The 13,672-nt window shown below is 68.1% G+C and carries 14 protein-coding genes; 11 read left to right on the plus strand and 3 right to left on the minus strand.

What is annotated here, in order from left to right; genetic code table 11:
- Positions 1-143 precede the first annotated feature (143 nt).
- Both AB0C04_RS04225 and AB0C04_RS04230 read right to left on the minus strand, forming a co-directional pair.
- Positions 144-776 carry a 2'-5' RNA ligase family protein gene (locus AB0C04_RS04225; RefSeq protein WP_357047983.1) on the minus strand — a complete coding sequence of 211 codons (633 nt, stop codon included), beginning with the start codon at positions 774-776 and terminating at the stop codon, positions 144-146.
- Positions 777-790: 14 nt separating this feature from the next.
- Complete coding sequence (locus tag AB0C04_RS04230) at positions 791-2,260, minus strand: helix-turn-helix transcriptional regulator (protein WP_357047986.1); 1,470 nt, start codon at positions 2,258-2,260, stop codon at positions 791-793.
- Positions 2,261-2,635: 375 nt separating this feature from the next.
- Here AB0C04_RS04230 and AB0C04_RS04235 point away from each other — a divergent pair, with 375 nt between their 5' ends.
- The 11 genes from AB0C04_RS04235 (at position 2,636) to AB0C04_RS04285 (ending at position 13,057) form a co-directional block, all read left to right on the plus strand.
- Positions 2,636-4,042 carry an APC family permease gene (locus AB0C04_RS04235; protein ID WP_357047989.1) on the plus strand — a complete coding sequence of 469 codons (1,407 nt, stop codon included), beginning with the start codon at positions 2,636-2,638 and terminating at the stop codon, positions 4,040-4,042.
- Positions 4,039-5,052 (plus strand): acetamidase/formamidase family protein, encoded by a 1,014-nt coding sequence (locus AB0C04_RS04240; protein ID WP_357047992.1) that lies wholly within the window; start codon positions 4,039-4,041, stop codon positions 5,050-5,052. The genes AB0C04_RS04235 and AB0C04_RS04240 overlap by 4 nt, the downstream gene beginning before the upstream one ends.
- Before the next feature lie 9 nt (positions 5,053-5,061).
- Positions 5,062-5,742, plus strand: a complete 681-nt coding sequence (locus AB0C04_RS04245) for a GPP34 family phosphoprotein (protein WP_357047995.1) — start codon at positions 5,062-5,064, stop codon at positions 5,740-5,742.
- 84 nt (positions 5,743-5,826) lie between these two features.
- The gene (locus AB0C04_RS04250) at positions 5,827-6,453 is read left to right on the plus strand and encodes an N-acetyltransferase (RefSeq protein ID WP_357047998.1); all 627 of its coding nucleotides are present in this window, start codon (positions 5,827-5,829) and stop codon (positions 6,451-6,453) included.
- Positions 6,454-6,502: 49 nt separating this feature from the next.
- On the plus strand, positions 6,503-7,072 hold the full coding sequence (locus AB0C04_RS04255) for a DUF4254 domain-containing protein (RefSeq protein ID WP_357048001.1): 570 nt from the start codon (positions 6,503-6,505) through the stop codon (positions 7,070-7,072).
- Complete coding sequence (locus AB0C04_RS04260) at positions 7,069-8,976, plus strand: hypothetical protein (protein WP_357048004.1); 1,908 nt, start codon at positions 7,069-7,071, stop codon at positions 8,974-8,976. Before AB0C04_RS04255 ends, AB0C04_RS04260 begins: the two co-directional genes overlap by 4 nt.
- Entirely contained in the window at positions 8,973-9,527 is a 555-nt protein-coding gene (locus tag AB0C04_RS04265) for a phosphoribosyltransferase (RefSeq protein ID WP_357048007.1), read from the plus strand. Before AB0C04_RS04260 ends, AB0C04_RS04265 begins: the two co-directional genes overlap by 4 nt.
- Positions 9,524-10,600 carry a glycosyltransferase family 9 protein gene (locus AB0C04_RS04270; RefSeq protein WP_357048011.1) on the plus strand — a complete coding sequence of 359 codons (1,077 nt, stop codon included), beginning with the start codon at positions 9,524-9,526 and terminating at the stop codon, positions 10,598-10,600. Before AB0C04_RS04265 ends, AB0C04_RS04270 begins: the two co-directional genes overlap by 4 nt.
- Positions 10,597-11,730, plus strand: coding sequence for a hypothetical protein (locus AB0C04_RS04275; protein ID WP_357048013.1), 1,134 nt, complete (start codon positions 10,597-10,599; stop codon positions 11,728-11,730). The genes AB0C04_RS04270 and AB0C04_RS04275 overlap by 4 nt, the downstream gene beginning before the upstream one ends.
- Positions 11,727-12,473, plus strand: a complete 747-nt coding sequence (locus AB0C04_RS04280; RefSeq protein ID WP_357048016.1) for an SDR family oxidoreductase — start codon at positions 11,727-11,729, stop codon at positions 12,471-12,473. The genes AB0C04_RS04275 and AB0C04_RS04280 overlap by 4 nt, the downstream gene beginning before the upstream one ends.
- Complete coding sequence (locus AB0C04_RS04285) at positions 12,470-13,057, plus strand: histidine phosphatase family protein (RefSeq protein WP_357048019.1); 588 nt, start codon at positions 12,470-12,472, stop codon at positions 13,055-13,057. Before AB0C04_RS04280 ends, AB0C04_RS04285 begins: the two co-directional genes overlap by 4 nt.
- Here AB0C04_RS04285 and AB0C04_RS04290 read toward each other — a convergent pair.
- Entirely contained in the window at positions 13,040-13,486 is a 447-nt protein-coding gene (locus tag AB0C04_RS04290) for an NUDIX hydrolase (RefSeq protein WP_357048022.1), read from the minus strand. The genes AB0C04_RS04285 and AB0C04_RS04290 overlap by 18 nt on opposite strands.
- Positions 13,487-13,672: the final 186 nt, after the last annotated feature.

Raw genomic sequence — 13,672 nt, forward strand, 5'->3', positions numbered from 1 at the left:
GGGCGCAGCCTCCTCCACCCGAACCCGCCGAGTGAGCAGCCATTGCGGCGGTGACCTCTGTCGCCCGCGACGAGGTGCGGAGCGAGGAAGCATGGGCTTGACGATCACCACCACGCGGTGACATGGCGGGCGTAGAACAGGATTCAGGAACCGAGTTCCACCGTGGCGTACGGTTCCCACACGTACATGCCCTCGTCCCGGTTGAGGACGATGAGCTGGCACGAGGTGATCAGCGCGTCCGCGCTGATCTTCGGGGCGGAGGAGAGTGCCTCGATGAGCGGCGCCGCGGGACCGTCGGTGTTGGTGTAGGCCAGGCTGAGGTGAGGGTTGTAGGGCTCGGCGGCCTCGGGTACGCGGTCCTGGCCCCAGACGTCGGCGATGGCGGCACGGATGGCGGCGCGTAGTTGCCGCACGGGCTCGATCGGGTCGACGGCGATCTGGATGGACTCGGGATCGACGTGGGGGGTGCCGATGGTGAGCTTGATGGGTGACAAGCGCGAGCACCGGTCACTGGCGGCGGCCACGATGGCGTCGACGTCGTCGGGGGCGACCTCTTGGACGAAGCCGATGCCCTGCATGGTGAGGTGAAGCCATCGGTTCGGAATGACGTCGAGGCTGGGCTGCGAGGACAGCAGGGACCGGTACTGGTCAGCGAGCTTCTCGACCTCGGGTTGCCCATCGAAGGTGATGTGCCAGGTGTAGAAGCGGGAGCCGATACCCCAACCCGGTCGCCAGTACCAGTGGTTACGGATATCGGTGGCGTGCGGGACTGCCATGGGTTCTCCAGGTGTCACGGAAGTTGCCGGGCGGCGCCGGTGGCGCAGAACTCGGTGATGGCTGCTTGGACACTGCGAGCCTCGATGCTCGTGCGCAGCAACGGGTTGCCAGCGATGTTGCGCCCAACGCCACGCAGGCGGTGCACCAGCGGGTCGAGCCGCTGTTCGGGTGGCAGAGCGAGCACCGGTGACAGGACCGAGACCGCGCCGTCGAGGCTGCCGGCTTTGAGATGCGCCGCGGCGGCCCAGATGCGGATCTGGGCGAGCGTGCCGTAGGCAACCGAGGGGTCCGCGGCGGCTTCCGTCAGGGCGTGCTCGGCATGCTCGATGGCGCTGGCGGCCTCGCCGATGCGGAGCAGCACTGAACCAGCGTAGTTGTGTTGGCGCACCGTGCCGCAGGCGAGAAGGCCACCCACGGGGTCGCCGCTGGCATGTTGGCGGGCCTCTTCGGCGCGTTGCAGTGCTGCTCGTGCAGGCTCGACGGCGCCGATCTCCGCCCACGCGTCCGCTTCCTGGCACGCCAGCATGACCGCCGCGCTGCCTTCGGCGGCATGGCCGTAGCCGCGCACGGCGGCGCTGGCAGCGTCTTCGAACCGCCGCTCCCACAGGTGGGTCTTGCTGATCGTGGAGAGGACCCAGGCGCGGAGGGTGTTGTCGCGGACGGTCTCGGCGCACATCCAGGCGGTGCGCGCTTGGGACTCGGCTGCGGCCGGGTGTCCGAGATCGCCGGCCATCCAGGCGAGCAGTGTGCAGAGGTAGCCCGCCCAGGTGTAGAGCTCCCGAGACTGATCAGGGTTCTGACGCCCGGTCTGCAGAAGGCGGAATACGCGGTCGGCCAGGAGCCCGGCCCGCGCGTAGACGACGACGGGCGGCTCGGTCAGGTAGTCGACGGCAATCCTGCGGGTGGAGGCAGCGACATCGTCGAGGGTGAAAGGCCCGACGTTGGAGGCTTGCGCCCATGTGCCGAAGCTCGCCGTGCGTTCTGCCACCGCTATCACCAGTTCCGTCTCGTCCTGCAGAGCGCCGAGGTCCCACCGCAGAGGCTCAGCCATCGAGCCAGGCGGTGCTGAGGATGCGACCGATGGTGTAAGCATCGGGGCGGCGTTCCTGCCGCCCAGCACCGCTCGGTCTGCTTCCGGCATAGCGGTCAGGTCGTCGAGATCGACCAGACTGCCCGGTTCGGTGCCGAAGACCTGCGCCAGTGCGTTCAAGGCGGCCAAGGTGGGCCGACGACCGCCGAAGGGCCACCGCTCGTAGTCGCTGATCCGCGCCCCGGTGAACGTCGCCGAACCGTTTCCCTTGGCGTTCAATTTCTCGGCTACCGCGTCCTGGGTCCAACCATGGGCCTGGCGGAAGGCATCTCGGGGGCGTAGCCCGAAGCGGCGCTGCAGCTCGGCGGCGATGGCTATGGGTGTCGCTCCGAAACCAGCCAGGGTCTGGCGTACGTGATCACGTTGCGCCTTGGTGCCCGTCGTCCTCGCCATCGCGGTCACCTCCTACCTGCGGCCTCCTGTCGCACGGTATCGCCCCTCTCATCGAAATCGGTACGGGGCACGGCGAGGCCAGCGGCCCCGGGGTGGGTAGCTCGCCGCTAGTCGATCAAAGTATCTGCAGGTCGTGGGCGTGCGCGGGTGGGGAAAAACCTCACCACCGCTGGGGATCCACTCATGTGGATGCGCTTGGCAAGCTTGCTGAGCCGGATCACCGTCGGTCCGGATGTAGCCACCACCAGTGACGAGTGGAGTGGCTGCCACAGCAACGTCAACCGCGAATGCCCGTCGCCGTCGGGTCGTTGACGACCACCCGGCCGGCGTCTCTCCGCGCCCTGCTCGCGCTTCTCATCCTCGTGAGGATCACCGATGACAACCTCGAACGACCTGGCCCGCTACGGCTATCGGCAGGAACTCAGCCGCCAGCTGCGGTTTCGGGACCTGTTGGCGTACGGCTTGGTGTACATGGTCCCGATCGCGCCGATGGCGATCTTCGGCAGCGTGTATGCGGGCTCCGGCGGCATGGTGGCCCTCGCCTACGTCATCGGTGTGGTGGCGCTGGTGTTCACCGCGTTCTCGTACGCGCAGATGGTGAAGGCGTTCCCGATGTCAGGCAGCGTGTACAACTACGCGGGTCGGGGCATCAGCCCGCCGGTCGGGTTCCTCGCCGGCTGGGTGATCCTCCTCGACTACGTGCTCGTTCCCGGCCTGCTGTACCTGGTGGCGTCGGTGGCGATGCACGCCACGGTGCCGGTGGTGCCGGTGTGGCTGTGGCTGCTCGGGTTCGTCGCGGTCAACACCGTCGTCAACTCGGTCGGCATCCGCATGACGGCGGTGGTCACTCGGGTGATGCTCGTCGGTGAGTTGATCGTCCTGGCGTTGTTCCTGGTCGTCGCCGGTTGGGCCCTCGCGACGGGTAGGGGCCGGTTCAGTTGGGACGCGTTCTACAACGCCGACACGTTCACCTGGTCCCTCGTGGCGGGGGCGGTGTCAATCGCGGTGCTGTCGTTCCTGGGCTTCGACGGCATCTCCATGTTGGCGGAGGAAACCCGTGACGGCGCCCGGCAGATCGGCCGGGCGATGGCGGCCGTGCTCGTCCTGGCGGGGGTGTTGTTCATCGCGCAGACGTGGCTGGCGGCGATGCTCGTGCCCAACCCCGGCGGGCTGCTGGCCGAGGGTGATGTGAACGGCACCGCCTTCTACGACGCCGCCGCAGTGGCCGGCGGGAGCTGGCTGGCGACGGTGTGCGCGGTGGCGACCGCGATCGCATGGGGGTTGCCGAACTCGATGGTCGCGCAGGTCGCCACGTCCCGACTGCTGTACGCGATGGCCCGTGATCGGCAGCTCCCCGCGTTCCTGGCGAAGGTGTCGGTGCGCCGCAACGTGCCGATCAACGCGACCCTGCTCACCGGCGTTGCGTCCCTCGCCCTGGGCCTGTACATGGCGACGCGGGCGGATGGCATCACCCTGTTGTCGTCGCTGATCAACTTCGGAGCGATGGTGGCGTTCCTGGTCCTGCACGTCTCCGTGGTCGTGCACCACCTGATCCGCCGTCGCAGCGGCAACTGGTTCGCGCACCTGCTCATGCCCGGAATCGGGTTCGTGATCCTCGCCTACGTGGTGGTGAACGCCAACATCGCCGCCCAGCGCCTCGGCCTGGCCTGGCTGGGCCTCGGCGTGCTGGTCCTGGTCAGCCTGTACCTGACCGGCCGCCGGCCGGTGCTGTCCGGCCTGACCCGCACCCGGGCCGCCCGGCGTGACATGGAACGGGTGTGATCTCGATGAGTCAATTCACCTACCGGCCTGCCCGTGACGAGTTGGCCTACACCTTCGGCGGCCGTCTCCCGGTGGCCCACGTCCGCTCCGGCGACGTCTTCACGGTGCACACGCAGGACTGCTTTGGCGGTCTCGTGCGGGGTCCGGCGGACCTGCCGTCGCAGGTGTGCCAGATGCCGTATCTGAACCCGGCGTCGGGGCCGTTCTTCGTGGAGGACGCCGAGCCCGGCGACACCCTCGCCGTGCACCTCCTGTCGATCGAGCCGGCCCGCGACTGGGGCGTATCGGCGACCTTCCCGTACTTCGGGGCACTCACGTCGACCTCGCACACAGCCACCCTGCAGCCGCCGCTGGAGGAGCGGGTGTGGGTGTACGACATCGACCGGCACGCGGGCATCGTCCGCTACCGGGCCACCGCCAGCGAGCACACCGTCGAGCTGCCGCTGGATCCCATGATCGGCACCATCGGCGTCGCCCCATGTGGCAAGGAGTCCCGGTCCACGATCGTCCCGGACTACTACGGCGGGAACCTCGACACCCCGGAACTGCGCGCCGGGACCACCCTGTATCTCGGGGTTAACGTGCACGGGGCGATGCTCGCCCTCGGCGACGGCCACGCCCGCCAGGGACACGGCGAAGCCTGCGGCGTCGGCGTGGAGATCGCCACCGTCACCACCCTCGCCGTCGAGGTCGTCAAGGGCGCCGCCACCGCCTGGCCGCGCCTGGAAACTGACACGACCATCATGTCGGTCGGCTGCGCCCGCCCCCTGGAGGACGCCTACCGCATGGCCCACCAGGACCTCACCGCCTGGACCATCGACTTGTGCGGCCTGCAGACCCTGGACGCCTATCAGCTCATCTCGCAGGCCGGGCGGGCGCCCATAGGCAACGTCTGCGACCCCAACTACACCGTCCTGGCGGCCATCGACAAAGCGCTGCTCCCGCAGCCGCAGGCTGCCTACCGCGACGCGCACGCCCGGCTGCGGGACATTGCCGCAGTTCAGGAATAGGGGCATCTGATGACCGCGTCGATACCCCAGCTGTCGCTGCGCGACGAGCTGTTCCTGCTCGGGCACCACGACGACACCGGCCAGCCGCACGTGCACCGCCAAGCCTTGGCCCTCGGCATGGCCGGCGGAGTGCTGATCGACCTGTTTCTCGCCGGACGGATCACGCTCGACTTATACGGCGACCATCCGGCCGCGGACCGGTGGCTACGCCTGAACTCCGACCAGGCAGTCGGTGACCTGATCGCCGACACCGCCCTCGCCGCGATCCACCACTCCCGGACCACCCCGACCGTGAAGGCGTTCCTGCGCAGCTTCGCCGATGACCTGTACGAACGCACCCGCGCCGGACTCGTCGCCGCCGGCATCCTGCGCCACACCGCCCGCCGCCGCCTCGGCGGCCTAATCCGCGCCGACGCCTACCTCGCCACCGACACCAAGTGGGCCGTCGTCGCCCGCGCCCGGCTGCGCTACCTCGCCGCCGGCCGTGAACAACCGGACAACCACACCGCCGCGCTCGCCGGAATCGTCGCCGTCCTCGGCCTCGCCGACCACCTCTACCTCGACGACGACACCGCCACCCTCACCGCCCACCTGAAGACCATCGCCGCCCAACACCACCGCTCCATCCGGGAGATCACCGCCGCCGTCGACGCCGCGATCGGTGACCTCGCCACCGCCACCTACCGATAGATCGCCGAGAGGGACGACAACGCCGTGGACTCAAGCGTTCGTATCCGCGCCGCCCGCTGGACAGACATACAGGCCGTCGCCGCGTTGATCGCCGACGCCCTGCAGCCCAGCCCGCTCGGTGCCTGGCTGGTACCGGACGCGGCGCAGCGCCGCCAGGTGATGACCGACGTCGTCGCGGTGTGGGTGGAGCACGCGATGTTCTTCGGCGACGTGCACCTCACCGACGACCTCACCGCCGCCATGGTCGGCTTCTACCGCTACCGACCGATCCCGCCACCGGCCAACTACCCGACCCGCCTCGTTGAGGCCGCCGGAGCACACGCTGAGCGCTTCACCGCCCTTGAGTGCCTGATCGCACAGCAGCAGCCCACCGAACCGCACTACCACCTGGCGCTCCTCGCCGTATCCCCAACGCGGCAGAAGGCCGGCTGCGGCAGCGCCCTGCTCAGCCATCACCGCGTCCGCCTCGACCGCATCGGCCTGCCCTCCTGGACCGCCGTTACCGCAGAACCGGAGCACCTGCTCGCCCGCTATGGGTACACGCTCCGCCCGCCCCTCACCGTGCCGAACGGGCCGAACGGGCCGAGTCTGCGACCCATGCGCCGTAACCCGCACCGCGCCAGTAACCCAATGCCGATCAACTCCCCGCGTCCGGTCGGCAACCGCTTGCAAGGCAACACCACCCACACCGGCACCACCCTCCGGCCCTGACAGGCCGAGCACCGGCCGCCGCCCTACCAAGGATCAAGGAGGCTCACCCGTGCCCCTCCGTTCCGTCGGTGACCCACCACTCGCCCCCGACCCGCAGCGTTATCCACCGCTGCCCAGCTCAGACCTGATCACCAATACGTTCGGCGGCCATCCGCGGGTTCTGCCAGAGGTTTGGGCGGTGCCCCTTCACGCGGCGTCTCGGCTCGCCTCGCACCACCGCGAACAATGGGCGGCGGAGACAATCTCCCGCGACCCGGCCGCTGACGACCACGTGGTGGCTGCTGCCAAGAGATCGATCGATCGTCTCAACACCACGCGCGTCGCTCTCATCGGGGAGATCGACTCCTGGGTTGAGCGTGTGATCCGGCCTCCGGGCGGGGCACCGTTGCACACCGAGACCATCGGCTCCGTGATCGACCGCATGGCCATCGCGTGGGTTCGGTGGAGGCGATTCTCGGAGACCGCCAAGCTGGACCCGAACGAAGTCGATCCTTCGCTGGCGTTCCAGCAGTTCACCGAGCTCACCGAAGCCTTCGACACCCTTGTGCTTGACATCCATGAAGGTCGCCGCCGCATTCCTCACTGGCGCACGCTGAAGAGCTATCGGAAGCGGCGATGAGGATCGCCGTCACCCTCAACGGCGCCGACAATGTCGGCAAGACCACGAACGCCCGCTGGCTGGCGTCGGCGATGCCGGATGTCGAGTTCACCGGGACAGTCGATCGGTGGGACCGGCGATGGGCCGAGGTGTCGCGACGAGACTTCAGTCATTGGTGGTTCGTCGACAGCACCACCGACGAACACATCGACCTCGTCTTCAGCTCCCACGCCGCACGGTGTGCCGGTGGCGGCCCCTTGGCTTTGGAGGACCGCGGTTGGCCGATGCTTGTGGCGACCTGCGCCGCGACAGCGGCGGTCAAGGACGGCATCTCCACCGCCGAGGCGCTCGCCCAAGTTGAGGCCAAAGCACGTCGCTATGCCCCCGCGCCGCGCCGTGAGCTGCACCTGCTGCTGCGCCACAGCGACCAGCCGGTAGCCGAGGCGCACCACGCTGTGGCACGCGAGCCTGTGCCGACCACCGAACGTTACGCCGAGTATCAGCGTCGACTGGCCGAGGCGATCGATCTTCAAGTCGGCAGCGGGGAGTACGAGGCCATCGTGGTGCGCGGGTACCGCCCACTCCTTGATGTGCAGCGTGAAATCCGCCAGGTCCTGACGCAACTCGATGTGCCCGTCGTTCCGCTGCCACCAGACCGGATCAAGCACCTATGGGTGCTCGCTGGCATGTCCGAGAGCGGCAAGAGCACGGTCGGTGAGTTGCTCCGCACGGAGCACACAGCCACCCGGCTGAAGATCGGCTACCTCATGCAGCTCGCCGCCGATCGGCTCGGGGTGGCCGGCCCGTATCGCGAATGGGACGAGCTGACCCAGGCGCAGATGCTCACAGAAGAGATCCTGCGGTTCGCCGCGATGAACCCGGGCTCGCACCGGATCAGCCTGGAAAGCGCGCACCGCTTGGAGGCCACAGCACACCTCCGCAGGATCTGGGGTGAGCGCTGCGAGATTGTGTTCCTCCGCCTCCCGGACAGGCTTCGCGCGCAGCGCGCCACCGAGGCCATGGAGTCGCTCTCCGCCCGCGACGCGATCAAGCGAAGCCGGGGTGGAGACCGCATCGCGTCGATCGCCGACACGGTCATCGACAACGGCCACAGCCTCGCCGCGCTGAAGAGGGCCGTCACGGAAGTTGTTCACCGCAGGTCCGGGGCCAGGGTTCCACCGCACGCGGGCACGACCATCCCCGAGGCCCTGCAACCGGTACTCGCCGACTGCGTCGCCAGACTGACCGATTCTGAGACCGCGCTCGTCGCCGCCACCGGGAGCCTCGCCCATCAGGGCTGGCAATCGGGATGGAGCGACATCGACCTCCTTGTCGTACGCGACACGCTGCCTCTTCACTGGCTCCAGACCAGGCGTGTACCCCAGAGCGGACCGGCGGGCGAGAAGATCGCGCTGTCGTCGTTCACCACCCGGGAGATGCTCACCGGGTCGGTCCCACCCCGAGTACTGCACGCGGTGCAGCAGATAGCCCACGACGGCTGCGGCCTGCTCTACCGCCGAAGCGACCTCGTACTCAACGCCTTCGACGCACCAGCCGACGACCGCGCCTCACGCAGCGAGCTGCCGCTCGTGGCGATGGTGTTGCGGCGACTCGTCGCGAACCCCGAGCCCGATGTCCGCGCTGTCTACAAGCACGTCGTGCTGATCATGAAGATCATCCTGCGCGCCGACGGGGTGGACCTCGACGCCAGCGAGGAGGTCCGTCTCGCCTTCACCACCAGCCATCCGGACGCCGACATCGACCTCCCGCCGGTGGCCGAGGTCAATGGCGACCGGTGGCGACAGGACGAAACCCTCTCCCATCGGGTCCGCGGGGCCGCCGCCAAAATCCTCGCCTACCACGACGTGCTCGGCTGCTCGGTCGCGTCGAAAGCTCCCCCGACGGAAGGATCAGATCTTCGATGACCACCGCCTTTGACGATGTCCTCCACGCCGATCGGGTGACCCGACTCGGGGTGGGCGACACCGCTCGTCCGATTCGCGTCGTCCACGGCCTTGATGGCATCCGCACCGACGTGGCCGCGGAACAGGTACTGGCGACGGGACGCACGTTGTGGAAGCGATGGTGCGAGCACCCGGCGTACCGGCCGCACGATCTTCTCCTGGGCTTGGACGCCGGCGGCATCGTGCCGACGATCGCGGTGGCCTGGGCCAGCGGTAGCCAGTATCGGCTCGCCTGGAAGGTCAACCTCGACCTACCCGGGAAGCTCGTGTTCCACGAGCCGCATGCCCGGCGTCTTGAGGTCTTCGCCTACGGCGACTTCGAAGGACTGCGCGTCCTCATCGTGGACGACGAGATCACGACCGGACTCACTCTGGCCAATCTCGTCGAGGCGCTCCGCGCGGCCGGCGCCGACATCACCGGCGCGCTCGGCCTCGTCGAAGACACCGCTGGCGAGGGCCGACAGCTACTCGAACGCAACGGGGTCCCGCTGTGCGTACTGACAACGCTGTGACCCTCGTCGAGGAACCGGTGTGCCACCGCGGCGGACGGTACGTCGTCCAACGTGAACAGGCGCCGCTCGGCCGGCTCCTGCCGTATCGCCGAGCCAACGGAGAGACCCCACCCCGGCGGGTACTCCTCGACGCGGTTCGTGAGACCGGGTGGCGCATCGACTTCGGCTCTCGCGGACTCGGCGACCTGCTGCTTGGCCTCGCCATGGCACAGGCGCTTCACGATGCCACACACGATCAGTTCGGAACCCTGGAGTACGCCGGCAGCCGAGCGGACCTGATCGCCCGGTGCACCCTTCCGGTCGCCGTCACGGGCGGAGACGGGCACCAACTGGGGACGCTCGGCAGCGACAATGCTTCGGGATTCGACGCGGTACCGGAAGAGCCTCCAACGCTGCTCGACCTCATCGACGTTGACACTGTCGAGGTCCATGCGGCGCTGCCGATGCGCTACTACCTCGACGTCGAGCAAGCCCTCGGCGTCAGGCTCCCCGCATCCGGTGACCCGTCTCCCGGGTTCCGGTCGTCGGTCGCTGCGCCGGAGCCACTTCACGTGGTCTTCGTGGGCACGACGAGTCGCCCCGACCGCAAGGACTACGGCATCGACAACTTCGGCGCCCTCGCCGAACACCTGTCAGCCCGCCACTCGGGCGCCTGGCGCTTCAGCCTGGTGACACCACCGGACCACCAGCCTCCGGCATCCGTAGGGCAGATTGAAGTACTTCACGGACCAACGGCGGTCGAGTGCATTGACCTGTTCGCCGCCGCCGAGCTGGTCATCGGCAACGACACCGGCTTGACCCATCTTGCCGCGCTCACCATTCGAGCGGACGGCACCCAGCCGCATGTGGTCGGCCTCTACGGACGGCACGGCTACGCTAAGTGGATCACCGGATCAGCAGGCCACCACGCGGTGGCCACGCCGTTCTCGCACCTGATGTCGGTCGCCGACGCGTGTCCCGTGCGAGACCGCTACGACGACACGCTCTGGTCCACCGCGAGCGACCTTCGCGCCATCCCCGCCAAGGTCATAGCCGACTTCGCGGGGCAGTGCGCGGGCTGGTGGACTCGATGATCCGCGTCGGCCGCTACCGCCGCTTCACCATGAACCGCACCTTCCACCTCGACATCGGCGCACACCGCCTCTTCGCCAAGGTGAATCCGAACCCCGTGGAGGCTGCGGCCGAAGTCGCCGGGCACCACCGAATCCGCCGCCACTACCGGCTACCGAGGCTGCATTCCCAGCACCGCATCGGGCGCTGGACCCTCACCCTCTACGACCGCCACCGACCCGATCTTCCGGACACCGGCCTGCTCCTCGACGCTCTCACGTCCACCGGCCCCGGCAGCGCGCACAACCTCGACTGCGGGCTCGACGCGACCTTCCAGCACTACCGCCGAACCATCGACGCGACCATCTGCCGAGTCCCCGCCTCACGCGCCAACAGCAAGCTCTACCGCGACCGGGCCCAGCCCGGCGGCAGGCTGGACCACTACTACGGCCACAACCCGATCCTGCTCAAACTTACCGACGCCGACGGTCTCCGCCCCTCCGAGCTGCGGAAAACCACCCTCATGGTCAACGGACAGCCCCGACGGCTCGACCTTCCTGCCCTCGTCGGCGAGCTACGCGACGCCTTACACCTGGACGAGCAGGTCTGGGCTGCGATGACCCAGGGCGACCCCACCGACTTCAACATCGGCCTCGACGCCGACAACCAGCCCGTCTGGTTCGACTACGACACCGCAGGCCTCAACGCCATCCCCGGCGAGATCGCCTGCTTCCTCTGGTACCAGAGACTGCACGGCGCCTGGCTCGTCCCTCACTACAACACCGACGCCTACGCCGATCACAAGAAGGCACTCGCCGAAGCTGTCGAACCCACCGTACGGCTCAGAAGGCTCTCCCACCGAGCCGTCGGCATCGACTACCAGCACCAACCATCGCCGGCCCGGCAGCAAGCCATCACCCGATACCTCACGACGCTCGCCCGGCCGCTCGCACTCTCCGCCGCCACCGATCTGCTCACCTGGATACGCCCGTACCTCGCCATGCGGGTCCTCGCGGTATACCCACTACAGCTCCTGGAACCCCGCGACGCCGCTCTGTCGCTGGGCCTACTCGCCGACCTCTACGCACCCGACGCCGAACTGGAGCAGATCCTCGGACTCACCATTCAGACGCCAGCGGAGCCGCCCTTATGAGCCGCCCCATCGCCGTCATCACCGGAGCAGGCACAGGCATCGGAGCGGCCATCGCCGCCCGGCTCTCAGCCGCCTTCGACCTCGTCCTGACTCACCGATACGACGACACCAACCTCGCCGCGGTCGTCGAGGCCGCCCGCCGCCACGGCGCACAGGCCCACACGGTCACCGGCGACCTGACCGCCGCTGACACCCAGACCGCACTCCGCGCCACTATCGAGCAACACGCCAACCAACTCGCAGTCCTGATCAGCAACGCCGGCGCGTACCCCCGCATCCCGTGGAGTCGGACGGACCTCAACGTCCTTCGTGACCAGCTCGAACTCAACCTCGTCGCGCACGCCGCCGCGATCCGCGCCGTCACACCAGCCTTCATCAGCAACAACTACGGCCGCATCGTCGTTGTCTCGTCAGTCATGACCCAGCTCGGACGCGTCGACCTCGCCGGCTACATCGCCGCGAAAAGCGGCCTGGAAGGACTCGTCCGCGCGCTCGCCCGCGAACTCGGTCCCCACAACATCACCGTCAACACCGTGCGGCCCGGCTCGATCGAGGTCCCCGCAGAACGTAGCGTCGTACCCGATCACGCGGCCATGGTCCGACGCCAACTCGACCGACAGTGCATCAGACGACGGGGTCAACCCTCGGATGTCGCTGCCGCCATCGCCTTCCTGGCCGCCTCGGAAGCGGGATTCATTACTGGCCAAGCGATCAACATTGACGGCGGCTGGCACCTGTCATGACGACCCTCTGGATCCGCCACGGAACCAGCCTCGACGGAATCACCCGACCCCACGCCCATGCCCGCCCCGACACGCCCCTTACCGCGCGCGGCGCGGCACAGATTGCCGCCACCGCCCACGCACTTCGTGACCGCGGTGTCCGGCCTGCAATCGTTTTGACCAGCCCGCATCCGCGCGCGGTCACAAGCGCGGAGATCCTGGCTGCGCTGCTCGGCGTGCCGCTCGCCAGCCCAAACCCGCTGTACGCCGAGTGGCGCGCCCCCGACTGCGTCCTCGGCAAAGGGCCTGACGACTACCCACCTGAGTACCTGACCTGGCGCACGCACCGGCTCCGCGACCCAGACTCGGCCCTGGCCGGCGGCGAGAGCCTTACAGCGCTTTACGAACGGGCGACGGCCGCCTCGGCGATCCTCGGACACGCGGGTGGAGGAAACACAGCATTGATCGTCTCGCACCGAGTGTTCATCGGCGCGGTCGCAGCGATCACCGCCGGAGCGAGCCGCCCTCAGGACGTGTTCCAAGCTGCGCGCCGCTTCACGCTCGCGCCGGCAGGGATCTGGCCCGATTCAGGTCAACTCCGATAGCAACGCGTCAGTGTTCGCGAGGATGAAATCCTTCAGGGCGGCAGGCTTCAGATCCACCTCAGGAAGGCGGTCGACAGCTACCCGGTCGAGAACGTAGCCACCCCGGCCCGGTTCAGCGAACTCCGGACCCGTACGGGCACTCTCGTCAACCCGTGTGAGCCGGCAGGAGACGAAGTGCTGTACGGATACCCCATCACCCGACGGCGAGCTGAACAAAAACACCTGGCTGAGCCGCTCTGCCTCCGCGCCCAACTCCTCCTGCAGCTCACGGCGCAGGGCTGCATCAAGGGATGTATCCGTCGGCTCAAGGCCGCCACCGGGCGCAGTCCAGTAAGGGGCTTGGCCGGGCTTCGTTCTCTTGATCAACACGAGCTGATTGCTTTCGTCCCACAGAATCGCTCGTACCGACCGACGCAGAATCTCACGCATGTAGACCCCTATCAACAGCTGCCACGGCCTAGGCGAGTCGAAGTTACACCGTGAGGCCTTGCCAAGGACGAAACCCTGGCTTCTTGCCGAAGCGTGCTATAGCTCCGACTTGGGCCCTGGTCCCGCCGCCTTTCTGACCTGCGAGGCACCTCCTGCGGGTCGAACTACGAGGTGGTCGGCTCCGCC

This window comes from Micromonospora sp. NPDC048909 (assembly GCF_040649635.1).
Classification (GTDB): domain Bacteria; phylum Actinomycetota; class Actinomycetes; order Mycobacteriales; family Micromonosporaceae; genus Micromonospora.